Origin of the sequence: Woodsholea maritima DSM 17123 (genome assembly GCF_000382325.1) — a bacterium.
GTDB classification, from domain to species: Bacteria; Pseudomonadota; Alphaproteobacteria; order Caulobacterales; family Maricaulaceae; genus Woodsholea; species Woodsholea maritima.
Genome location: NZ_KB908059.1, coordinates 180,971 through 205,042 on the forward strand (window position 1 = coordinate 180,971; position 24,072 = coordinate 205,042).

A 24,072-nucleotide genomic window follows, 5' to 3' on the forward strand; every position below is an offset into this window, starting at 1 on the left:
CCGCTACTGCGGCGGATCAATCGGGCGCACCGGCACATCACGTACCTCTTCCAGGGGCGGAAGTTCGGGCGCATAGCGGCGCTCATCGGCCAGGATGTCTTGGAGCAGCGCGGTGCGACGCGCCACATCCTGCTGAATATCCATATAGAATAGATTATATGGCGGCACGCGGCGTTCCTCACGCAGGCGATGGGGGCGACGCAGTAAGGATGAACGTGGGCGCTCGATAATCAGTAAGCCATTTTGACATTGCGCCCCGGTTTGCGCCGCGAGGGGTGAGGGCGTATCCTCAAAACTCATGCCTTGGGCCGCCGCGCCGCCTTTATGAAGGCGGGCGGGGGCATAGTCTTCACCCGTCGTCCATAAAAGCGGATTGACGCACAACAAGGCGCGATCTTCAACGCTGGAAAGCCCGCCCTCGGGCGCCCAGGTGAGATTGCGCTCCGTAATTGCTTGGATCCGGTTTTTCTCATTGGCGCGCAAGCTGTTGAAGGAAATGACGCAGCGCACATCATTAGGCTGATGACAGGGCTTTAAGCCCACAGTGTTTTCATCGAGAACATCCAAAGGCACGGGCGTTTCGAGCAGATAGGCCGCGACCATGCGCTTGGCGAGATCTTCATCAGGGGCAATTTCACTCAGCAAGATTTGCAAGCCATCCATGCCGCCCTGACCATAGCCAACCAGGATAAAGGGGCGAAGATCGCCAATTTGATCTTTGAACGCCAAAAAGGCATGACGCACATCAGAAGCCGCCGTCAGGCGCGCCTGCACCGAATCTTCGCGCATATTCATAAAGGCATAGAGGGCGGCCTGGCGATAATGCGGCGCGAACACCGCTCCACTGCGCGCGAAAGGCGCGGCAAAATTGGGAATGACAATATCATCCAGCTCGATGCGCTCTTGCGGGCGATCAAAGGGCGCATTCCAATGCGATCCGCCGTCATAGGTCGTGGGATGGATGAAAAACACCGCCGGGTGCGTATCATCGGCTAAGGCCGCAGGGTCTGGCTGAACGATCCAGCTGTCAGGGGCATTATAGTCTGGTGCGCGCGACAAGTCATAGGTCTGATAGGGCACACCGGGATCCAACGCTGTTTGGAAGATCTGATCGCGTAACACCCAGGAGGCCAGAGCCAAAAGGATCACAAAGCCCATCCCGCAGATCAGCAAGATTTTACAGACGAGGCCAGCGGTAAGGTCGGGTGTTTTCATGCGCATGATCATGGCCCCTGTGGTAAGCGAAAGAGATAGGCCCTTGCAAGCCCAAAGGGGTGGCTTTTACCGGTGAAGTCACGTTAAATATAATAAGGCGTTGGGAGATTTGTTCCCAATCGCGTCTAAAGAAAGGCAAAAAGCGTGCTGCGTTGGTTGCGTAACAGTTTTCTGACCGGGATAGTGGTGGCGACCCCGGTCGCGGTGACGATTTGGATCGTATATACCTTCATCAATTTTGTGGATTCAACGGTCAAGCCCTTGATCCCTATGCGGTACAATCCTGAAAGCTATTTACCCTTCGCCATTCCGGGCATGGGGTTATTGATCGCAATTGTCGGCCTGACCCTGCTGGGCGCTTTGGCGGCCAATATTTTTGGTCGGACCCTGATTTCCATTGGCGAGCGCTTGGTGAATTCACTGCCCCTGGTGCGCAATGTGTATGGCGCGCTGAAACAGATCGTCGAGACTGTGATGGCGGGCAAGGAAAATTCCTTCAAGGAAGTCGTTCTGGTAGAATATCCGATGGCCGGCCATCATGCCGTGGCCTTTGTCTCGGCCCAAGCCAAAGGCGCAATTGCCAATGAATTGGGTGAAGATGTCATCGGGGTGTTCGTGCCGACCACACCCAACCCCACATCGGGATTTTTGCTGTTCACCCCGCGCTCCAAAACCATAAAATTGGATATGTCGGTCGAAGAAGCGGCAAAGCTGATCATATCCTTTGGCCTGGTGACGCCCGAGCGCTTGCCCAAGGGGGCAATCCCTTCCAAGGCTCCAGCGAAAACCGGTCATCTGGAACGCCATGGGGCGGGCGAAGATCAGCCTAACGCGCCGCCCGAAACTGAACCTCAGGCCTAAACCGGTCTAAGCCGAGCGCATCAGGCGAATACCTTCATCACGCTCAAACAGATAGAGAAGGGTGCGCAGGGCCTCGCCTTGCGCGCCTTTTAACTCAGGGTCTTGAGCCAGAATCAGCTTGGCGTAATCGCTCGCCTGAGTGAGGAGCCCCGTATGATGGCTAAGATCGGCAAAGCGGTAATCAGGAAGGCCTGATTGGCGTAGACCCAGCGGATCACCGCTGCCGCGCAATTTCCAGTCTTCCTCAGCGATATAGAAGCCATCATCACTTTCGCGCATCACTTCCAAGCGCCGCCTTGCGGTTTCGCCCAGATTGCCGTGATAGAGGAGGAGACAGTTGGAGGCTTTGTCCCCACGTCCCACCCGCCCGCGCAATTGGTGCAGCTGAGCCAGGCCAAAGCGTTCGGCATGTTCGATAATCATGATCGTAGCATCGGGAGCGTCAACGCCCACTTCAATCACGGTGGTGGCGACCAGAAGATCAATCTCCCCTGCGCGAAAGGCGTTGGCGATGGCCTCTTTATCCTTACCGGCCATGCGACCATGCAGCAGGCCAACACGCACACCTAATGCCTCTTTCAACATGTCATAGCGCGCCTCGGCCGCGGCGAGATCGGTGGTGTCACTCTCTTCGACCAAAGGGCAAACCCAATAGGCACGCTCGCCCTTATTCAGTGCACGCCCCAGTCCCGCTATAATATCATCCAGGCGTTCACCCGGCAGGACACGGGTTTCGGGCGGAATGCGTCCCGCAGGCTTTTCATCCAGGCGCGAGACATCCAAATCGCCATAGACCGCCAGGGTCAAAGTGCGCGGAATCGGCGTCGCACTCATCACCAAGGTTTCTGGCATTGCGCCCTTCAGGGCGAGCTTGCGCCGGTCAGACACCCCAAAGCGATGCTGCTCATCAATAATCACGAGGCCTAAATCTTTAAACGCCACATCATCTTGGAACAGGGCATGGGTGCCACAAATGACGCTGGCCTCACCCTTAGCGATCCGCTCCAGCAAGGCCGTACGGGCTTTGCCTTTATCGCGCCCGGTCAGGACGATCACTTCAATACCAGCCGCCTTTAACAGAGGCGTCAGCACGGCCCCGTGCTGGCGCGCTAAAATCTCTGTCGGGGCCATCAGCGCGGTCTGCACACCCGCTTCACAGGCCTTGGCCGCGGCGAGGGCCGCAACAAAAGTCTTACCCGAACCCACATCCCCATGCAGCAGGCGGGTCATGCGCTCGCGCGCGCCCAGATCGGCTTTGATCGCTTGATAGGCCCGCATCTGTGCGCCCGTGGGGGTGAAGGGTGCCGCCGCCAAGACGGCCTCAACCTTCGTATCATCACCGGATAGAACCCGCCCGGCGCGGGTTTTGCGGCTGGCCCGCGCCAGTTTCAGCGCCAATTGATGGGCCAGCATTTCATCAAAGGCGAGGCGGCAACGCGCCGGGCTATCCAGCCCCGTCAACTTGGGCGCATCGGGGCAATGCAGCTGGGTCAGAGCCGTGCGCCAGCTGGGCCAGTGCGCGCGCTCCATCAGGCCAGGATCAAGCCATTCGGGCAAGTCTGGGGCTTGATCAAGCGCGGCTTTCGCGGCCTTGCGCGCCGTCGTCGCGGTCAGGCCCGCGGTTAAGGGATATACCGGCTGGATCAAATCCTGGGGCTTAATCTCATCGGGCCGGGCAATCAGATCGGGATGGGTCATCTGAATTTCGCTGGCAAAGCGTTCGGCCTTGCCCGAGATGACGCGCACTTCGCCCTCGGGCAATTGCTTTGTCAGATAATCAGCACGCGCGTGAAAGAACACCAGATGCATAAAGCCGGTGTCATCACTGACCCGCACCTTATAGGGCTGGCGCATAGTGGGGGGCGGGATATGGGCCTCAACCTCCACCTGGACGGTTACAATACCGCCATCGAGCGCATCACGAATCGCCACCTGTTTGGTGCGATCGATGATCGCAGTGGGCAGCGTGAACAGCACATCTTTCACCCGGGGCCCACCGGCTGTCTTCTCCAACAGCGGGGCTAAACGCGGTCCAATCCCCTTTAATCGGGTCATATCGGCGAACAGGGAAAAGAGAATCTGTGGGCGCATGGTGTATCAATAGCACAAAAGAGGAACAAATAAAGCTTTGAAGGCTCGACGAAGTCTACGCAGCGGTTTATATCCGTCCCCCATGACCGATCTATCGACCTCACTGGATTTAGAAACCCGGCGCAAGCGTTTGCGTTTTCGCGCCTGGCACCGTGGCTTTAAAGAAGCCGACCTCATCATGGGGCGCTTTGCCGATGCCCATCTGGAAAGCTTGAGCGTGGATGAAGTTGCGGAGTTTGAGCGCTTGCTCGATGCGCCTGATCAAGACGTTTATGGCTGGGTGATTGGCCGCGAACCGACACCGGATAAGTATCAAGGTCCGGTGATGCGCGCCTTGCAAGTCTTCCGCGTGGAAGATGGGGCAGAATTTGGTGATGGACCGGCGATATAACCGCCAGCGAACACGAATAATAGGAATACGGGCGTGAACGAGATTGAGCGCATTGCGCGCGCCGAGGGCCGCTTAACGGTCTGCGGTGCTCCTGAAGGCTATGATGCCCTGATTTTCTGTGATGGCGCGCGCCTGCGCGGTGGGATCAGCTGTTTTATCGCCCGTGATGAAGCGCGCGCGCAAGCCTTTGGTGAGGCGTGCCAGTTTTTTGCCCCGGACCTGGCGCAATTGCGCTTACCCGCCTGGGATTGTCTGCCCTATGATCGCGTCTCGCCCAGCCCGCGCACCGCGGCGCGCCGGGCCGGGGGGCTCTATCAGCTCGCCAATCGTGACGCCAGTTCCAAAACTCCGCTGATTGTGATCACGACGATCAATTCGGCCTTGCAAAAATGTGCCCCGCGTAAGGTGTTGGGCGCCGCCGGTTTGACCGCTAAGGCGGGCGCGGTGCTGGATCTGGAGGATCTCAAAGCCTATCTCAGCGTCAATGGCTATGCGCGCGCTTCGATGGTGACGGAGCGCGGGGATTACGCCATTCGCGGCGGCGTGGTCGATATTTTCCCGGCTGATGCGAGCGAGCCCATTCGCCTGGATTTTTTCGGTGATACGCTGGAAACTGTGCGCGCCTTTGATCCTGAAACCCAACGCACGACGCGTCAATTGCGCGAAGCGATGTTTACCCCGGTCAGTGAGGTCTTCCTCAACGAAGGCGCGATTTCGCGCTTTCGCAGTGGGTTTTTGAAGAATTTCGGCGGCGGCGTTTCCGGCGATCCGGTCTATGATAGCGTCAGTGCCGGCGCACGCGCCGTGGGCGTGGAACATTGGTTGCCGCTCTTTCATGAGCATCTTGATACGCTGTTTGATTATCTGGGCGATGAGGCCTTGATCGGGCTGGATCACCAGCTCGACGAAGCGCGCCAGGACCGCCAGGATCAGGTCCGCGATTACTACCAGGCGCGCCAGGATGCTGCGCAGCATTCGGGTAAGGGTGCCATGTCGGCCCCGGCCTATCGCGCCTTGCCTGTGGATGCACTTTACCTCAGCGATGACGACTGGGCCTTCGTGTTTGAAACAGTGGATCAGCGCTTGTTCACGCCTTTCCAGCAGCCCGGTCTCGGCGTGGTGGATATGGCTGGTAAGCAGGGCCGCACCTTTGCCGCCGAACGCACGGCTGATCAGAATGTGTTTGAGGCGACGCGCGATCATATCGGTGAGGTGCGCAAGGCCGGAAAACGCGTCGTGCTGGCGTCCTTCAGTGAGGGTAGCTCAGAGCGTTTGGGCGGGGTGTTGGGTGAGCATGGCCTCAAACCGATCCTCCCTCTGGCCGATTGGAGCGAGATTTCCAAACACAAAGCCAAAAGCGTGCTACGCGCTGTTCTACCCTTGGAGCGCGGCTTTGAAACCGACAGCCTCGCCATCCTGTCCGAGCAGGATATTTTGGGGGATCGTTTGGCGCGCACCCGCAAAAAGCGCAAATCCTCAGACTTCATTTCTGAAGCTGGATCGCTTTCGCCGGGTGATCTGGTGGTGCACACCGATCATGGTCTGGGCCGCTATCTGGGTCTACGCACCCTGGCCGTCCAGGATGCGCCCCATGACTGTCTGGAATTGGAATATGCCGGGGATGCCAAGCTCTTTCTACCGGTTGAGAATATTGAGCTATTGTCGCGCTACGGCTCGGACAATGAAAACGCTCAGCTTGATCGCTTAGGCGGGGCCGCCTGGCAGGCGCGTAAAGCCAAAGCCAAGAAGCGCCTGCGCGATATGGCCGATCAGCTGATCAAAATTGCTGCAGCCCGCAATGCCAAAACCGCCGATATTATTGAGCCCCCTTCAGGGCTGTATGATGAGTTCTGCGCACGCTTTCCCTATGCCGAAACCGATGATCAGTTGAACGCCATCGAAGATGTCTTCGGTGACTTCGCCAAAGGTCGCCCGATGGATCGTCTGATTTGCGGCGATGTTGGCTTTGGCAAGACCGAAGTGGCCTTGCGCGCCGCCTTTGTGATGGCGATGTCAGGGCGTCAGGTGGCCTTGGTGGCCCCCACAACCCTTTTGAGCCGTCAGCATTTCAAAACCTTCTCCGAACGCTTCCGCGGCTGGCCCTTAAAAGTGCGCCAGCTGTCCCGAATGGTCACCACCAAGGAGGCCAATGCCACGCGCAAGGAAGTCGCCGAAGGCCAATGTGATATTCTGATCGGCACCCATGCGGTTTTATCCAAGCAGGTTGGCTTTAAAGATCTGGGTCTTCTTATCATTGATGAAGAACAGCATTTCGGCGTGAAGCATAAAGAGCGCCTGAAAGAAATGCGTGCGGATATTCATGTGCTGACCCTGACGGCGACGCCGATCCCACGCACCCTACAACTTTCCATGTCCGGTATTCGCGATCTGTCTATCATCGCAACCCCGCCGGTTGATCGCCTGGCCGTGCGCACCTATGTCAGCCCCTTTGATCCGGTGACCGTGCGTGAAGCCTTATTGCGCGAGAAGTATCGCGGTGGGCAAAGCTTCTTTATTGTGCCGCGCATCACCGATTTGGAAGATGCCACCAAATTTATGGACACCCACGCGCCGGAAGTCAGCTATGTCATCGCCCATGGGCAGATGGCCCCGACCAATCTGGAAGAGATCATGACCGCCTTCTATGAAGGGCGCTATGATGTCTTGTTATCGACCACAATCGTTGAATCTGGCATCGACATTCCCACCGCGAACACGATGATCATTCACCGCGCCGATCGCTTTGGCTTGGCGCAGATGTATCAGCTGCGCGGACGGGTGGGCCGGTCTAAAACCCGCGCCTATGCCTTCTTAACCACGCCCGCAAACCAGAAAATCACGGCTTCGGCTGAGAAGCGCCTGAAAGTTCTGCAATCACTCGATAATCTGGGTGCGGGCTTTACCTTGGCCAGCCATGATTTGGATCAGCGCGGCGGGGGCAATCTGCTGGGTGAAGAGCAATCAGGCCATATCAAGGATGTTGGGGTTGAGCTGTATCAATCCATGTTGGAAGAGGCCGTAGCCTCGCTCAAAGGTGATCTGGATGAGGGCCAAAGCCAGGATTGGTCACCGCTGATCAATGTCGGGGCCGCCGTTCTGATCCCCGAACATTATGTGCCCGATCTGGATCTACGCATGGGGCTTTATCGCCGCTTGTCTGCGATCACGATCAAGGAAGACCGCGAAGCCTTCGCGGCGGAATTGATCGACCGCTTTGGTCCGTTGCCGGATGAAGTGGAACAATTGCTGCAGGTTGTCGCCATTAAAACCCTGTGTAAGAAGGCGGGGATTTCCAAGCTGGATGCCGGGCCGAAGGGCGCAGTCGCGACCTTCCGCGATCACGCCTTCGCCGATCCTGCGGCGCTGGTCGATCTCATCGCACGCAAGCCTGCGCTCTATAAGCTGCGCCCAGATAACACCATGGTTATTCGTGGGGAATGGCCGACGGTGGAGGAGCGTTTGAAAGATGTCTATCGCGCGCTTGGCCCGCTGGCCGATGCTGCACAGCGCAAAATGAATGCAGCTTAAAGCAAAAACCCCGCTTCATTGAAGCGGGGTTTTGTTTATACGGCGATTTTATGGGGCTCAGCCGCGGGAAGGTTTGCCATGATCCGCGCCACGCAATGCTGCGGGTCTTCGCCCGGTGCAATTGGCGAAACGGATTTGGCAATCTCTAGGCGGAAAGGCTGATAGGGATCGGCGCTTTCATAGGCGGTGCATTCAGCAATGGCGGCCACGCGTTTGGCGACGGTCTGCGCGCCTTTTTCATCCGTTGCCGGAAGAACCAGCACGAAGTCCTGATCATTCAGACGCACCGCCATATCTTCAGAGCGCACGCAATGGCGCAGCATGCTGGCAAATTGCTTCAACGCCGATTGCAAATGCGCGTGGTCATGGCGGGTCAAATCGGCCGGACCATGGGCCCGCAAGGCCACCAGGGTCAGATCCAGTTGGCGCTGGCCGAACAGGGCCTCCAGCTGCGCCATATGATTGAAGGCAAATTTCGGCGTATAAAGATCACTTTCATGATCTAATAGCCCCGTATGACGGCAGCGTTCCAAGGTCGCCTTGGCGGCGCGCCGACGCTGGCGCTCTTGGGCCAGGGTCAGGACATGGCGGGTGAAGTCCTCACAATCCGCCTTTGCCCACAAAATATCAGAAGCCCCACGTGCGAAAGCTTCATCGGCGCGGGCATAATGCTGATCCGGCGTCAGGATCAAGGCCGGGGTATGATAAAGCCGGGTGTTGCGACGCATGGCCGAACACACCGTATGGGCCATATCCGCATCACCGGCAGCGTTAAGGACGACACCATCAAAGGTGCGCTCATGCAGATAATCAAACGCCCCAAAGGTGGAGAAGGCCGCGATCACATCGACATTTTGTGCACTTAAAGCATGGCTGAGGCGCAGATAGGCGGGATCAGGCGGGCCGACAAACAGAATGCTGGTTTTGGCGCTGGACGCGTCGTGCGGGGCGCCGGGCGATAGCTGCGCATCGCGCGAGCGCAAATGCGCGACGGTTTCCATCACGCTGAGACGCATCAAAGCACGCAGACGACTGGCCACCTGTAAGGGATGAGCGTCAGGGCGCAGGACCGCGTCATACCCCTCAGGCGTGTCATGGCTCAAGGCCACATGCACACTGCCATAGGCTTTGGCATGGGGATCCAGTGGGGAGGGGTGGATATGCAAAACCCCTTCAATCCCACCTTGGGCGAGATAAGAATTCAGCACCGAGGCTTCACACGCATCCATGCGGAAGCCCAGAGGTGATAAGCGATCAGCCCAGCTTTGCGCCTCAGCGCGCGGTCCGACCAGACAGAGTGATGCTTCGCGACCCATATACCCCCCACGGGCAAGCTCATCGCTATTGTGTCTATGAATTTGCAATGTCACAACCCGTTACTTACTGTTTTGCCATCTGACCCGCAGTTAATGAGGGAGTATGGCATATGGGGCCTTTGCGAGGGGTTAAAGTGGTGGAATTTACCGGGCTGGGTCCGCCACCTTTTTGCACCATGGCCTTATCGGATATGGGCGCTGAGGTGATCCGCATAGATCGCCCCGGCGCAAAGGGGGGCGGCCCGGCAGAGATTTTGGCCCGCGGGCGGCGCTCCATCGCGCTGAATTTAAAGTCTGATGCGGGGCGTGAACTGGCGCTGCAGCTGATCACAGGATCGGATATTCTGATCGAAGGCTTTCGCCCGGGCGTGATGGAGCGTTTAGGCCTGGGTCCAGACATTGCGCATGCCCGCAACCCCAAGCTCATCTATGGCCGCATGACCGGCTGGGGCCAAACCGGCCCGCTGGCCGACAGGGCGGGCCATGATATTACCTATCTGGCTTTAACCGGGGCCTTGCACGCGATCGGGCCGAAAGAACACAGCGTGCCGCCGCTCAATTTAGTGGGCGATTTTGGCGGTGGGGCGATGTATCTGGCCTTTGGCGTTATGGCCGCGCTTTACCATGCCCAGAAAACGGGGGAGGGCCAGGTGGTGGATGCGGCCATCGTGGACGGTGTCACCCATCTGTTATCCGCGCAGCATCAGTTACAAGCCTTGGGCGTATGGACCGATCAGCGCGAGGATAATTGGCTGGACGGCGGCGCGCCCTTCTATCGCACCTATCGCTGCGCCGATGACAAGGAAATCGCGATCGGGCCGCTGGAGCCAGAATTCTATGCCCTTTTATTGGCGGGGCTGGGGCTCAGCGATCATCCGGATATGCAAACGCCCTATGATAAGGTGCGCTGGCCGGGGATGATCACGGTTTTCGAAGCCCTGTTTAAAACCCGCACCCGTGATGCCTGGGCGGCCCAGTTCGCGGAGGGGGATGCGTGTCTGGCTCCTGTGCTCACACTCGAAGAAAGTGCGGCCCATCCCCATATGGTAGCGAGAGGCGTGAAGACCGACATTGATGGCGTGGCGCAAAGCGCGCCCGCACCACGTTTTTCCAAGACACCCGGTCAAGTTCAGGGCCGTGCGCCAAGACCGGGCGAGCATTCTGACGCGATTTTGAGCGAATTGGGACTGAGTGCGTTACAGATTGCAGATCTGATAAAAACTGGTGTTGTGGGTTGATTTTCTGTTCATGACGGGTTCAGTGCATAAAGGATTATATGGGGATGAGATCACCGGGCCTGTTTATGTCCGTCCCTCGCAAGGTATAGTGGTGGTCTCTCCTGATGGTTTCAGGATAAAGCGCTGATGGGCTTGGCTCATCAGCGCTTTAATGTGTGACGGTGGCATGGCGGTTCGATACCTCATTCTTGCGCGTGATTTGATTATGTCTCAGCCCGCCCTGGCTGTGATTGTCCGCTCTGTGGATCGGATGATGGCGCGCGAAGTGATGTTGTTCGCGGGTGGTGTGTCCTTCTTTGGCTTGCTGGCGTTGTTTCCGGCCTTTGCGGTGGGGGCTTCGCTTTATGGTATTATCTTCGATACCAATGATGCCCAAAGCCAGGTCGCACGTATTGCGGAGGTTTTACCGCCCAGCGCGGAAAGTTTCCTGATCAGTCAGACCTCCCATCTGACCGAGGCCAGCAATCTGGCGCTGTCGTTTCAAGGCTTGCTAGCGGCCTTTATTTCGATCTTCGCGGCTGCACGTGGGGCGAAGGCGCTGATCGCCGGGCTTAATCAAATCGCGCGCCGGGGGGATTTGCGCAATATCCTGCATTTCAACCTTCTGGCGATGATCGCAGTGATTTTGGGGGGCACATTGGTGGCGCTGTCCAACATCTTCGTCATTGCGGTGCCCAATCTGATACAACCCATATTGAATTGGGCCCATATTGAGTTTGAATTGAACGGTGTTTTCAGCCCCTGGACGGCGGCCGCCTTTTCAATGGTAACCGCGTTAAGTCTTTTATATCGTTACGTGATGCAGCGTGCGGGTGAAACGTCGTGGTTTGCCTCATTAGTGTCGGCTTTCAGTGCGACCACACTTTGGCTTGCTATTTCCAAAGGCTTTGCCATTTATGTCTCCACAATCGTTCATCCGACCGCCTACGGCTCGTTAGGCGCATTAATCGTGTTCTTATTGTGGGTGTATTGGGCGTCTTACGCCGTCTTCTTTGGCGGTGCATTGGCCGTGGAAATCGATGTGCAACGGGGTTACGGGCCTAATCGGGGTTCGGACGAGATTGAAGACTAGATTTTAGCGGTCAAGCCGCTATAAAGCAGGAAAATTCTACGGGCGTTGAATAACGCGCCCGGACCGATACAGCCACGGGAGAGAGACACGGTGAGTAAAGTCAGAGCTGACGCTAATTCTGCCCTGGAAGGCGTGCTGTTTGACGGCATGACCATCATGGCAGGTGGATTTGGCCTATGCGGTATTCCAGAGAATTTAATCAAAGCGATCCAGACCTCAGGGGTCAAAGACCTGACGGTCATTTCCAACAATGCCGGTGTGGATGATTTCGGCTTGGGTATGCTGCTTAAAACCCGCCAGATCAAGAAGATGATTTCATCTTATGTTGGTGAAAATAAAGAGTTTGAACGCCAATACTTAAATGGTGAGCTGGAGCTGGAATTTAACCCGCAAGGTACGCTGGCAGAGCGCTGCCGCGCAGGCGGGGCAGGGATCCCAGGCTTCTACACCAAAACGGGTGTGGGAACGCTGATCGCGGAAGGCAAAGAGCATAAAGAGTTCAATGGCGAGACCTATATTCTCGAAACCGGCCTGGTTGCGGATCTCTCTATCGTCAAAGCCTGGAAAGCTGACCATGAAGGCAATCTGGTCTATCGTAAAACTGCGCGCAATTTCAACCCGATGATGGCAACCGCCGGTAAAGTCACCGTGGCGGAGGTCGAGGAATTGGTGGAGACCGGTGAGATTGATCCCGATCACATTCATACCCCCGGCATCTACGTCAAACGCATCATCAAAGGCGAGTTCGAAAAACGCATCGAACAACGCACGCTTCGCGCTTAAAGGAGGCAATCATTATGGCATGGACACGTGATGACATGGCCGCCCGCGCGGCCCAGGAATTACAAGACGGCTTCTACGTCAATCTGGGCATTGGTATCCCGACCTTGGTCGCCAACCACATTCCCGATCATATGGATGTGACTTTGCAATCGGAAAACGGCATGCTGGGCATGGGGCCGTTCCCGGCCGAGGATGAGGTCGATGCCGACCTGATCAATGCCGGTAAGCAGACGATCACCCAGCTCGATCGCACCAGCTATTTCAGCTCCGCAGACAGCTTTGCGATGATCCGTGGCGGGCATATCGATATTTCGATCCTCGGCGCGATGGAAGTGTCTGAGCATGGCGATCTAGCCAATTGGATGATCCCGGGTAAACTCGTCAAAGGCATGGGCGGGGCCATGGATTTGGTCGCCGGGGTGAAGCGCGTTGTGGTGATCATGGATCACACCAATAAGGCGGGCGAATCCAAGCTGCTCAAAAAATGTGACCTGCCTTTGACCGGTAAGGGCGTCATTGACCGCGTCATCACCACGATGGGCGTATTTGATGTCGCCGAAGATGGGTTGCATCTGATCGAATTGGCCCCCGGTGTAAGCGTTGAGGACATCACCGCGGCGACCCAAGCCAAATTCACCATTGCAGATGACCTTGTGACGCATTAATTTTGCCACACAGCTAACGCATTGAAACGCCAGGGCATTATGCTCTGGCGTTTTTTATTTGCGAGTGAAGCTGAGAATGAACTGCAAAAAGCTTTGACAGGCCGACGGCGCAGGTCTAATGCGAACGCCTCGCAAGAACAGCGTTCTATTTTGTGCCAGGGGGCCGTCTTTTATGTCTATTCAAGCCTTTACCCGTAATGTTTTATTGTCTGGTTCTGCTGTGTGCGCTGTGATGGCGGCACCGGCTTTTGCGCAGTCGAATGAAGCGCCAGATATTATCGAAGTCTGGGGGACACAGATCCAGTCATCCTCGCTCTATATGGGCGAAGAAGAAATCGGTCTGAAGCAAGCTGATCACCTCAGCGATCTGTTGCGCGACATTCCTGGTGTTGATATCGGGGGCACGCACTCGGTCAACCAACGCATCAATTTCCGTGGCCTGGATGATCGTAACATCAATGTCTTCATCGATGGCGCGTTGCAGACCAATTACATGTTCCACCATATGGGCAATCTCTTGATCAATGCGGACATTTTGAAGTCTGCCGACATTCAGCTGGGGGCGAACTCCGTCGTGAATGGTGGTATTGGCGGGGCGATCCGTTTTGAAACCAAAGATGCTCGTGATCTGTTGGACGCGAGCGAAAATCCTTTCGGTGGCCGCGTTATGGTTGGGTATAACACCAATGCCCAGCACTCCTATTCTTTGACCGGTTATGGTCAATTGGGCGAGCGCTTTGATGTGCTTGGATATTTCAACCAAGTTGACCGCGACAATTTCGAAGATGGCGATGGCGTAGATACCATCGGCAGCGATGGCACCACGCAGAACACGCTGATCAAAGTTGGCTTTGATCTCAGCGCCAATCAGCGTTTTGAGTTGAGCTATGACAATCTGGAAGACGAGGGCGATTACACCCAACGACCAGATATGGGCGTGCGTACCAATAAAGCCATTACCGGTGATTTGTTGATCCCAACCGAATATACCCGCACCAGCTGGAATGCGGGATATGAGTTGGATCTGGGTGAAGCGTTGAGCCTGCGCGCGACATACTACACCAATGATCTAAGCCTTTATCGTGATCAGCGTGCGACCATTACGCGCTCTGGCCCAGGCAAAGAAAGCAAGGCGTTTTCAAACAATTACGGTGTGAACATTCTGGCCCAATCGGTTTGGAACCAAGGCACCATTCGTCATGATTTCACCTATGGCCTTGAGTATTTCAATCAAGAGCTGAACCACCGCGCTGACCTGTCATCGACCGCACCAGCCACCCGTGAAGAAGGTCAATCTTTGGCGATCTTCGCTCAGGATGAAATCACCTTCGCCAATGGCATTATCGTGCGTCCTGGTGTGCGCTATCACCGTTTTGAGCAGGAGATCTTTTCAACGAAGTCATCTGACAGCTGGGATGATGTGACCTTCGCGCTGGCCGGTGAGTTCCCGGTTACCGAAGAACTGCGTTTCCTGGCGAGCTATACTGAGCTCTTCAAGGCGCCTGAGCTGGCTGAAGCCTTTGTCGGCGGCGCGGCCAATAAAATCATCAACCCGGATCTGGAGCCTGAAGGCGGCGACAATATCGAGCTGGGCGTGCGCTACTCAACCATGATCGGTGAGGGCAGCCTCAATCTGGGGGCCAATGTCTTCCGCCAGCGCATCACCAATTATATCGGTGAAGTGCCTGTTCCTGGCTCTACGACGGGTGAAGAATGGGATGAAAACCGCGGCGAGCTGAAGCTGGAAGGCTTCGAAGCCAGCGCCCATTATGGCCTGGGCGCTTGGGATTTCCTGGCGACCTATTCGCACTCTGATGCGGATGATAAGAAATTGACCGGGTCTTCAGGTGATAGCCTGCGTGAAATTGGTGACCAGTTGGGCCTCAATGTCGCCTACACCTTCACCGAGCATGACATCGTGCTGGATTACACCGTTCAAGTGGTAATGGATCAATCGGTTGAGGGCGCTGCCGACAAAAAAGGCTATGATGTGCATAACCTGTCCGCACGCTGGAATGAGCCCTTTGAATTCAAAGGCCTCTCTGTCCTCTTCGGTGTGGATAACCTCTTTAACGAGACCTATACCTCACACGCCTCTCGCGTGGGTGAAAGCAATCACCCGGTTTTCGGTCATCTGGTCCTCAACGATGTCGAGCCCGGTCGTAATGTGAAGATCAGCCTGTCTCAACGCTTCTAAAGCTGAGATCGCGTGTAAAAAAAAGAAGGCGGCCCCATTTGGGAGCCGCCTTTTTTATGGTCGTTTTGGGTAAAGTCTCAGCAAACAGGCACATTGACGGCGAGGCCACCGGTAGAGGTTTCCTTATACTTGTCCGCCATATCGAGACCGGTTTGACGCATGGTCTCGATCACTTGGTCCAAGCGGACTTTGTATTCACCGCAGCTCATCAAAGCCAAGCGTGCCGCATTGATCGCCTTGATCGCGCCAATGGCGTTGCGCTCAATACACGGGATCTGCACCAGACCGCCGACGGGATCACAAGTGAGGCCCAAATTATGCTCCATGCCAATCTCGGCAGCATTTTCAATCTGACGATTGGTGCCACCCATGGCCGCGGCAAGTCCACCGGCGGCCATCGAACACGCGACGCCCACTTCACCTTGACAGCCCGCTTCCGCCCCAGAGATTGAGGCATTCATTTTATAAAGCGAACCAATCGCGGCTGCCGTCAGGAAGAAACGCACCATCGCATCTTCATCCCCGGTTTTACGATGGTGGCGATCAAAATAACGCGCCACCGCCGGGATCAAGCCCGCCGCGCCATTGGTCGGTGCCGTGACCACGCGCCCCCCGGCGGCGTTTTCTTCATTGACGGCCATGGCCCACAGATTGACCCATTCCATGGCGGACAAGGGATCGCTTTCAACACGGTCGGCATTGGCGATCAGCTGGGCCTTCATCTGCGCGGCGCGGCGCTTTACCTTTAGACCGCCGGGCAGGATGCCGCCTTCACGGCTGCCGCGCTCAATACACTCTTCCATAGTCTGCCAGACCTGGCGCACGCCGTCGCGAATTTCGGCTTCACTGCGGAAGGCTAATTCATTGGCCATCATAATCTCGGGGATGGAAAGGTTTTCGCGCTCACCAATCTCCAGCAATTGCTCGCAAGAATTGAAGGGATAGGGCTCACCCGAGAGCCCTTCGGCGGCGGAATTACGCCCCGCCTCATGCTCATCAATGACAAAGCCGCCGCCTATGGAATACCAGATCTCGTCCTTAATCAGCTCACCTTGCCCATCATAGGCAAAGAACTTCATAGCGTTGGAGTGAAAGGGCAGGCGCACTTCACCCTTGAACCGCAAATCCTTGGCGGGGTCAAAGTCAACGGACTTTTCGCCTAACAAATTGAGCGTGTGCTCAGCCTGGATCCGCTCCAACATGCGCGGCAGAGCATCGGGATCGGCCTCACTGGGCACAACGCCTTCGAGCCCCCACAACAGCGCCTTATCGGTGGCATGGCCCGATCCGGTCAGCGCAAGCGAGCCATAGGCCTCAGTCTCGATCCGCGCCACATCGTTTAAACGACCTTCGTCTTTCAGGCGCTCAAGGAATAAACGCCCAGCCTTCATCGGTCCCACAGTGTGAGAGGAAGAAGGGCCAACGCCAATTTTAAACAAGTCAAAGACGCCAAAATGCATGGCGGTAAACCTCAATAGCTTTAAGTGACTTTGCCACGGTGTTTGAACTCTGGCTTATCCCAGCTGCGTGTCGTCATGATGTCGTGCAAAATGTCGACCGCATCCCAAACCTCGGTGAAGGTGTTGTAAAGTGGGGCAAAACCAAAGCGCATAATGTTGGGATCACGGAAATCTCCGATGACGCCGCGCGCGATCAACGCCTGAACGATGGCATAGCCCTCTTCATGTCTGAAGGAGACTTGGCTACCGCGCGCATCGCGATCAAGGGGGCAGGCCGGTTCAAAGCCAAATTCGCCGCAGCGCGTTTGCACCAGCTCTAAAAAGAGGCTGGTGAGGGCTTGAGACTTGGCGCGGCGCTCTTGATCATCAGCCTCCAAGAGGAGGTCTAAGCCCACTTCCAATGCGGCCATATGCAGAAGGCTGGGCGAGGAACAGACATAGCGGCGCATGCCGCTGGCCGGTTCATACTGATCGGAAAATGCAAACGGTGCGGCATGGCCCAGCCAACCCGGCAGCACGGGACGGCTTTCATTCTGGTGGCGGCGCGCCACATAAAGGAAGGACGGCGCCCCCGGACCACCATTGAGATATTTATACCCACAGCCCAGGGCGAAATCGGCCTTCACATCATGCACATTGACCGGCACGGCACCGGCAGAATGGGCCAAATCCCAAATCACCAGAATACCCTTGGCGTGCGCCTTTTCAGTCAGGGCTTTCATATCGCGCACGGAGCCGAATTTATAATGGGTCTGGGTCAGCAAAAGCGCGCAAACATCCTCAGTGAGGTGAGCCTCAATATCCTCAGGCGCGACCAGCTTGGGCGTGATGTGACGTTCGGATAGGGTCGCCAGCCCCTCCATCATATAGACATCGGTCGGGAAATTCCCGGTCTCTGAGAGCAGGATGGAGCGGGTGTTATTGATCTGCACGCACGCCGCTAAAGCTTTAAAGATATTGAGCGAGAGGGTGTCGGTGACGATGACTTCATCACTATCGGCCCCAATCAGACGCGCAACTTTTGCCCCCAAACGCTCAGGCGCGCCGATCCAATCGGCCGCGACCCAAGAGCGGATCAGGCCCTGGCCCCATTCGTCTTCTACAACTTGGCGCACACGCTCAGGCGTGGCTTTCGGCAACATGCCTAACGAATTGCCATCAAAATAGATGAGCCCCTCTGGATAGACAAAGGCGTCACGAAATTTGGCCAGCGGGTCGCGCTGATCAAGGGCGAGGGCATCCTCGCGGGTGTTCACTGTGGGCATAGGCCTCCCCTTACTGGCTGCTCAGGCGTCTAATGCGCCTTTATAGTTATAGACGGGTCCGCACGGTCCAAAGCTCGGGGAAGAAGCGCAGATTGAGCGCTTTGACGAGATAAGATACCCCGCCAGATCCCCCGGTGCCGCGGCGAAACCCAATAATGCGTTCCACCGTTTTCATATGATTGAAGCGCCATTGCTGGAATTTATGCTCCAGATCGACAAGCTTTTCGGCAAGCTCATAAATCGCCCACCACTCTTTTGTGCCTTGATAGACGAGCTTCAGCTGTGCCTCGACGGTCTCATTGGCGCTATAGGGTTGGGACCAATCGCGGTTCAAAACCTCATCCGGCATGGTCAGGCCCTGACGGTGGGCATAGGCCAGGAACGCATCCCACAGGCTGGGCTGGTGAAGGGCAGCTTTCACGGCCGCATAAACTTCGGGTTCAGGTTTATGAACCTCAGCCAAGGGCGCGCTTTTATTGCCCAATTTGTATTCTAAAATGCGGTATTGAAAGGATTGAAAGCCCGAGCTTTGGCCTAAACTGCCGCGAAATTTCATATAATCGGCAGGGGTCATGGTGGCGAGCACCGACCATGATTGGGTCAATTGCTCTTGAATGCGCGCAATGCGGGCGAGGTTTTTCATCGCCGCACGATCATTATCGGCTTCCAGGAAAGCAAAGGCTCCGTTCAGCTCATGCAGGCATAGCTTCAACCACAACTCAGAGGCTTGGTGTATTATGATGAATAACATCTCATCATGTTCATCGCTTAACGGGTGCTGCACATCGAGAATGGTATCGAGCGCCAGATACTTGCCATAAGACAGGCCCGCATCGGGTTGCCAGTGAATATCCTCATCAGAGACGTCGATATGGGTATCAACGGGTTCGCGCATTCTATTCCCCTTGGTTTTGTACTGGGTCTATGTGGGTTGCCAGACTTGGGCAAGTGCAGCATGTAGGCATGATGTCGCGCGAAGGCTCAGTCGTTTTTTGCGTACATAAAAGCCAAAGTTTTATCCCTTCAATGAGGCTTCAATCATAGGACAAAAGCCCATATGGCTTGCGTGGTGCCGATCAGACGCAAAAATTTTTGGGCTATTGTTAACCCTGGTTGGGGGTGCTGCATCAAATTTGCAGATGTTCATATTCAGTTTAAGTGCAAGCCTTAGGGTCCTCTTACGCGTTAGGGAGGGCAAAATGGCGATATTTCAAGGGCTTCTGAAGGCAATGAGCAGTGGCTATGGCGTGACCCGTCTGCCACTGATTAAACGCGGGGCGGTTGAGATTGGCGATAAAGCGCTCTCCAACCTGATCCTGCCCGCCGCCATAGATGCGCGTTTAGAAAATGATTATGGCAATCAAGAGGTTCGGCTCTATACTGGGCGTTTCATCTTCAATCGCCTTGTGATGGCCGCTAAAGTTGAAGGCCGCAGCGTGTTTATGGGGCCTATCTCGGCATTTATGATCAATCTCATTCTGATCCCGCTGTTTTTTGCCTCGAGCTTTGTCGTTGTGATTATGGCGCTGTTTTTTGCAGGTTTAGGCGAAACGAACGCGCTTGACCCCTTCATCCTTTATGGGGGGATCGGATGGGCAGTTTTAGGTCTCCTCAGAGTGGTGTCCAATTTCAAATCACTCTTCATGCTGGGATAAAAAAAGGCGGCTCATTGAGCCGCCTTTCTTGGTCTTGAAGGTGAGGGGCTTACCAGCCGCACTCCTGGCCTTCGTTTTCGTCTTCCAGATACGTCATTAAAGGCTGGAAGTAGGCGATAATGGCAGAGCCGTCCATTTCACGGGTACCCGTGAAGGCTTCCAAAGCGTCTGGCCAAGGCTGTGACGCGCCCATTTCCAACATCGCGTTGAAGCGACGACCGACTTCCTCGTTATCATAGATCGAGCAGCGGTGCAGGGGGCCTTCCCAACCAGCCATGTCACAGGCGGCTTTATGGAATTGAAACTGCATGACGAAGCTCAAGAAATAGCGCAGGTAAGGCGTGTTCCCTGGAATGTGGTATTTTGCACCCGGGTCAAACGCATCCGCAGGGCGTGGGCCTGGCGGTACGATACCTTGATACTGGGTGCGCAGATCCCACCAGGCTTGGTTATAATCGGCCGGTGCAACATCACCGCGGAAAACCGACCACCGCCATTTATCAACCATCAGGCCGAAAGGCAGGAAGGCGATTTTATCAAGCGCCTGGTTCAACAATAGACCCGTATCGGCTTCAGCCGATGGCACTTCGTCAATCAGGCCCAGCTGGCGCAGATATTCTGGCGTAATGGACAGACCAATGAAATCACCAATGGCTTCGTGGAAACCATCATGTGCACCATTGCGGAACAAGAAATCTTGTTGGTTATACGCGCGTTGGTAATAGTTGTGGCCCAGCTCGTGGTGAACGGTTTGGAAGTCTTCCGCATTCACCTGAGTACACATCTTGATACGGATATCATCGACATTGTCGAGATCCCACGCCGAAGCGTGACACACCACATTACGGTCTTGCGGCTGAGTGATCAGCGAACGCTCCCAGAAGGTTTCAGGTAACGGTTCAAAACCCAAAGACGAGAAGAAGCCTTCACCGGTTTCCACCATGCGGTGGGCGGTATAGCCTTGCTCGTTAAGAATTTGTGTCAGATCATAAGAGGGACCCGCTTCACCAGGAGCCACTAGATCATAGACATTGCTCCATTGTTGCGCCCACATATTGCCCAGCAGATCGGCACGGATCGGACCGGTCGCGGGTTGAACGGCGTCGCCGTATTCTTCGTTCAATTGGGAGCGAACATAGCAGTGCAGCTCTTTATAAAGCGGCTCAACCTGACCCCATAGGCGCTCAACTTCGGCTTCCATCTCATCGGCGGGCATGTCGTAGTTTGACAACCACATCTCGGTCAAGTTGGCAAAGCCCAGCTCGCGCGCGCCTTCATTGGCCACTTCAACCATGCGCGCATAATCATCGGCCATAACCGGTGACACTGTGCGCCAGCCTTCCCAGGCGGTTTGCAGCTCTTGCGGATTGCGCGAAGTGCCCATGATATTGCCCAGCTGGACCAGATCCAGGCTTTCACCATTGATCTCATACGTGCCGGTCGCATAGGTCGTGTCGAGGCGGGTTGAAATCTCTGCCAGCTCATCAGCTGCGCCTTCGCGAGAGGGCGCAGGGATCGTGATGCCTGAACGCAGGATATTCATCTTGCGGCGCAAATCTTCAGGCAGGTCCAGATCTTCAAAACGCTTGGTTTCATTGGCCAAACGAACTGCCAATTGGGTAGATTCAGAGCCCGCACGGGCCAACAGCCAATTGGTGTCATAGGTGATGAAGTTGGCATTAATCCAAGCAATACGACCGACATATTCCGAATTTTCGGTCAATTGCGCTTCGGCATCGGCCAAGAATGCGCGCGCGTCCTCAACGGTGACTTCGCTATGATTAGCAGATGGATTTTCGCGCACTTGCTGGCGTTCAGCCAGAATGGAGTTTTCGCCGCTATCGCACGCTGCCAACATCAAGCAGCCCAGGGCAGCACTTCCTAGCCAGAGTGATTTCATCACTTAACTCTCCCCACATGTGGGCCTTTAAGGGTTAAAAGCCTCTATGGCCTTCAAAGACGAAGTTTTGAGCCTTTGGTCAAGGCCCATGATGCGTTATCGGCTTATCAGCTTAAAGATTAGAGGGCTTAGTCCGGTGATCTCAGCGCGAACATGATCGCCGACAGAGAGCGGACCCACCCCGGCCGGCGTGCCGGTGAAAATCAGATCGCCGGCTTTTAAGTCCACATGGGTGGAGAGGTGAGCGATAATCTCCGCATTGGACCAGATTATCTGATTAATATCCGTGCTTTGCTTGGTTTCACCATTGACGCTGAGGCTCATGGTGCCGGTTTGCGGTGAAACACCAGGCGTCAGGAGGCCAATGGGCGCTGATTGATCAAAGCCCTTGGCCATATCCCAGGGACGGCCCTTGTCTTTGGCGGCGGCTTGCAGATCGCGCCGCGTCAAATCAACGCCCACTGCGCTGCCATAGACATGGCTGAGGGCATTATCCACGGTGATATCGCGGCCACCGGATTTAAGCGCCAGCACCAATTCCACTTCGAAGTGGAGATTTGCGGTCTGGGGCGGATAGGCGATTTCAGAATTATTCGTTGCTGCGTCCGTGGGTTTGGAGAAAAAGAACGGCGCTTCACGGCTGGGATCAGAGCCCATTTCACGGGCATGATCGGCATAATTGCGCCCCACACAGTAAATACGGCGCACAGGAAATTGCCTGCCCCCTAAGACGGACAACACGGTCGGGGCGGGGGCATCAATCACTAAGCTCATGGATATTCCCTTTAACGCTGAGGAGTAGGGGCGAAGGCTTCACCCAACCAAGGCTCACTTTGGGTCTCTTGCCATAGGGGATACTTGATCATCACCTTTTGGAAAAGCGTACTTTTTAGATGGCCTTCAAGCCAGCTTTGTAAGGGCGCAAAATCCTTCAGCGCATCAAACCAGGCCCGATCGACCTGAGCAAATTGGCGCACAAAGGGAAAGATCGCCATATCGGCAAGGTTGGGCGTGGCGCTGAAGAGATAGGGATGAGCCGCTAAACGCGCATTCAAGGGGCGCAGCACGTCCAAGCCGATTTCGCGTTGTTCTGCAGGATCAATCGCTTCATCGAGGTAGCGGGTGGGATATTTATAGCGATCAAGTGCGCGCTTGAAAGGGCCATCATTGGCCGCGATCAGTTCACGCATAAGGGTGACATCACCGTTCAACCACCCCGCCGGATCACTTTGGGCCAGGGCCCAGTCCATAATCTCCAAACTTTCAGCAATCACCTGATCACCGCCCAACCATAGGACGGGAACGGTGCCTTTAGGCGAAATGTCCAGCATGTGCGCAGGCTTATCACGCAAGATGAGCTCACGCACTTTGATCTTCAAACCACTGGCGATCAAAGCCAGGCGCGCGCGCATCGCATAGGGGCAGCGTCGGAAGGAATAAAGAATGGGCGTCATGAAGACCTTTAGGTCTGGCGTGGCATCTTCGCCCCGATATGGGCCTTGCCGCGCTGTTTTGCCAGCTGCATCTGTTTTTGACGTTCAGCGTAGCGCTGGCGTTGTTCCTCGCTCTGCTCATCATAACAAAGCGGACAAGAGACACCCGGCACATATTTGGGCGAGGCTTTCATCTCATCATCAATGGGGTGGCGACACGCATGGCATTGATCATAAGGCCCAGGCACCAGGCCATGACCCACAGAGACGCGCTGGTCAAAGACGAAACATTCGCCTTTCCACAGACTTTCTTCCTGGGGCACGGTTTCGAGATATTTTAAAATCCCGCCTTTGAGGTGATACACCTCATCAATGCCGAGGCTTTTGACAAAAGCGGTGGATTTTTCACAGCGAATACCGCCCGTGCAATACATGGCAATGCGTGCATTCGGGCGATCCTTCATGAAGGTCTTAAACCAGTCGGGAAATTCACGGAAGCTGGTGGTTTTCGGATCAATCGCCCCATCAAACTGGCCGATGCTGACCTCATAATCATTGCGCGTATCAATGGTAATGACATCAGGCGACTGGATAAGCTCATTCCAATCTTTTGGCTCTACATAGGTGCCAACACTCTTTAAGGGGTCGATATCGGCCACGCCCATGGTGACGATTTCCTTCTTCAAACGCACTTTCATGCGGAAGAACGGATTTTCGTGAGCATAGCTTTCCTTGTGATCGAGATCAGCAAAACCCGGCAGGGCGCGGATATAGTCCAGCACCGCATCAATGCCGTCGCGCGGACCTGCAATGGTGCCATTAATCCCTTCATGGGCGAGCAAAAGCGTGCCCGTGGTTTGCGCCTGTTCGCACACAGCCAGCAAGGGCTCGCGATAGGCTTCGAAGTTCGCAAAGGGGGTGAATTTATAAAGCGCAGCTACGGTATATGTCGTCATGGACATTTCCATAAAATAAATGGGGTCTCAAGGCAAAGCCTGGCGT

At 55.6% G+C, this 24,072-nt stretch carries 19 protein-coding genes; 9 read left to right on the top strand and 10 right to left on the bottom strand.

Translation table 11 applies throughout. The annotated features are described in order from the left end of the window. Positions 1-3 precede the first annotated feature (3 nt). Entirely contained in the window at positions 4-1,221 is a 1,218-nt protein-coding gene (locus H151_RS0111200) for a DUF3089 domain-containing protein (RefSeq protein WP_169336745.1), read from the bottom strand. 138 nt (positions 1,222-1,359) lie between these two features. Between H151_RS0111200 and H151_RS0111205 the strand changes: the two genes are divergently transcribed. Continuing rightward, entirely contained in the window at positions 1,360-2,076 is a 717-nt protein-coding gene (locus tag H151_RS0111205) for a DUF502 domain-containing protein (RefSeq protein WP_019961758.1), read from the top strand. A gap of 6 nt (positions 2,077-2,082) precedes the next feature. On the opposite strand, the gene recG is transcribed toward H151_RS0111205, so the two are convergent. Further along, positions 2,083-4,167: an ATP-dependent DNA helicase RecG gene (gene recG / locus H151_RS0111210; protein WP_019961759.1), complete on the bottom strand. Its 2,085-nt coding sequence runs from the start codon at positions 4,165-4,167 to the stop codon at positions 2,083-2,085. An 82-nt stretch (positions 4,168-4,249) separates the two neighbouring features. Between recG and H151_RS0111215 the strand changes: the two genes are divergently transcribed. Further along, on the top strand, positions 4,250-4,558 hold the full coding sequence (locus H151_RS0111215) for an FAD assembly factor SdhE (RefSeq protein WP_019961760.1): 309 nt from the start codon (positions 4,250-4,252) through the stop codon (positions 4,556-4,558). A gap of 33 nt (positions 4,559-4,591) precedes the next feature. Then, complete coding sequence (gene mfd, locus H151_RS0111220; protein ID WP_019961761.1) at positions 4,592-8,086, top strand: transcription-repair coupling factor; 3,495 nt, start codon at positions 4,592-4,594, stop codon at positions 8,084-8,086. A gap of 35 nt (positions 8,087-8,121) precedes the next feature. On the opposite strand, the gene H151_RS0111225 is transcribed toward mfd, so the two are convergent. Next, positions 8,122-9,402, bottom strand: a complete 1,281-nt coding sequence (locus H151_RS0111225; RefSeq protein ID WP_019961762.1) for a diguanylate cyclase domain-containing protein — start codon at positions 9,400-9,402, stop codon at positions 8,122-8,124. Positions 9,403-9,512: 110 nt separating this feature from the next. On the opposite strand from H151_RS0111225, the gene H151_RS0111230 reads away from it, so the two are divergent. The 5 genes from H151_RS0111230 to H151_RS0111250 all read left to right on the top strand — a co-directional run bounded on the left by H151_RS0111230 (position 9,513) and on the right by H151_RS0111250 (position 15,357). Then, positions 9,513-10,640: a CaiB/BaiF CoA transferase family protein gene (locus H151_RS0111230; protein WP_019961763.1), complete on the top strand. Its 1,128-nt coding sequence runs from the start codon at positions 9,513-9,515 to the stop codon at positions 10,638-10,640. A 205-nt stretch (positions 10,641-10,845) separates the two neighbouring features. Beyond that, complete coding sequence (locus H151_RS0111235) at positions 10,846-11,712, top strand: YihY/virulence factor BrkB family protein (protein WP_233354571.1); 867 nt, start codon at positions 10,846-10,848, stop codon at positions 11,710-11,712. Positions 11,713-11,859: 147 nt separating this feature from the next. Further along, positions 11,860-12,495: a CoA transferase subunit A gene (locus tag H151_RS0111240; RefSeq protein WP_019961765.1), complete on the top strand. Its 636-nt coding sequence runs from the start codon at positions 11,860-11,862 to the stop codon at positions 12,493-12,495. Positions 12,496-12,509: 14 nt separating this feature from the next. Further along, positions 12,510-13,160: a CoA transferase subunit B gene (locus H151_RS0111245; RefSeq protein WP_019961766.1), complete on the top strand. Its 651-nt coding sequence runs from the start codon at positions 12,510-12,512 to the stop codon at positions 13,158-13,160. A gap of 172 nt (positions 13,161-13,332) precedes the next feature. Continuing rightward, positions 13,333-15,357 (top strand): TonB-dependent receptor domain-containing protein, encoded by a 2,025-nt coding sequence (locus H151_RS0111250; RefSeq protein WP_019961767.1) that lies wholly within the window; start codon positions 13,333-13,335, stop codon positions 15,355-15,357. A gap of 77 nt (positions 15,358-15,434) precedes the next feature. Here H151_RS0111250 and H151_RS0111255 read toward each other — a convergent pair whose 3' ends face one another. Genes H151_RS0111255 through H151_RS0111265 form a run of 3 tightly spaced genes read right to left on the bottom strand, consistent with a single transcriptional unit; the run spans position 15,435 to position 18,977 of the window. Next, positions 15,435-16,817 carry an L-serine ammonia-lyase gene (locus tag H151_RS0111255; protein WP_019961768.1) on the bottom strand — a complete coding sequence of 461 codons (1,383 nt, stop codon included), beginning with the start codon at positions 16,815-16,817 and terminating at the stop codon, positions 15,435-15,437. A gap of 20 nt (positions 16,818-16,837) precedes the next feature. Further along, on the bottom strand, positions 16,838-18,082 hold the full coding sequence (gene kynU, locus H151_RS0111260) for a kynureninase (RefSeq protein WP_019961769.1): 1,245 nt from the start codon (positions 18,080-18,082) through the stop codon (positions 16,838-16,840). Positions 18,083-18,128: 46 nt separating this feature from the next. Beyond that, positions 18,129-18,977 (bottom strand): tryptophan 2,3-dioxygenase, encoded by an 849-nt coding sequence (locus H151_RS0111265; RefSeq protein ID WP_019961770.1) that lies wholly within the window; start codon positions 18,975-18,977, stop codon positions 18,129-18,131. Positions 18,978-19,281: 304 nt separating this feature from the next. On the opposite strand from H151_RS0111265, the gene H151_RS0111270 reads away from it, so the two are divergent. After that, entirely contained in the window at positions 19,282-19,737 is a 456-nt protein-coding gene (locus tag H151_RS0111270; protein WP_019961771.1) for a hypothetical protein, read from the top strand. A gap of 49 nt (positions 19,738-19,786) precedes the next feature. Here the strand turns inward: H151_RS0111270 and H151_RS0111275 are convergent, their stop codons facing one another. The 4 genes from H151_RS0111275 to trhO form a co-directional block, all read right to left on the bottom strand. After that, positions 19,787-21,637, bottom strand: a complete 1,851-nt coding sequence (locus H151_RS0111275) for a M2 family metallopeptidase (protein WP_019961772.1) — start codon at positions 21,635-21,637, stop codon at positions 19,787-19,789. Between the two features lie 96 nt (positions 21,638-21,733). Beyond that, positions 21,734-22,411 (bottom strand): fumarylacetoacetate hydrolase family protein, encoded by a 678-nt coding sequence (locus H151_RS0111280; RefSeq protein ID WP_019961773.1) that lies wholly within the window; start codon positions 22,409-22,411, stop codon positions 21,734-21,736. An 11-nt stretch (positions 22,412-22,422) separates the two neighbouring features. Then, entirely contained in the window at positions 22,423-23,091 is a 669-nt protein-coding gene (locus H151_RS0111285; protein ID WP_019961774.1) for a glutathione S-transferase, read from the bottom strand. Between the two features lie 8 nt (positions 23,092-23,099). Further along, on the bottom strand, positions 23,100-24,026 hold the full coding sequence (gene trhO, locus H151_RS0111290; RefSeq protein ID WP_156823486.1) for an oxygen-dependent tRNA uridine(34) hydroxylase TrhO: 927 nt from the start codon (positions 24,024-24,026) through the stop codon (positions 23,100-23,102). Between the last annotated feature and the right edge of the window lie 46 nt (positions 24,027-24,072).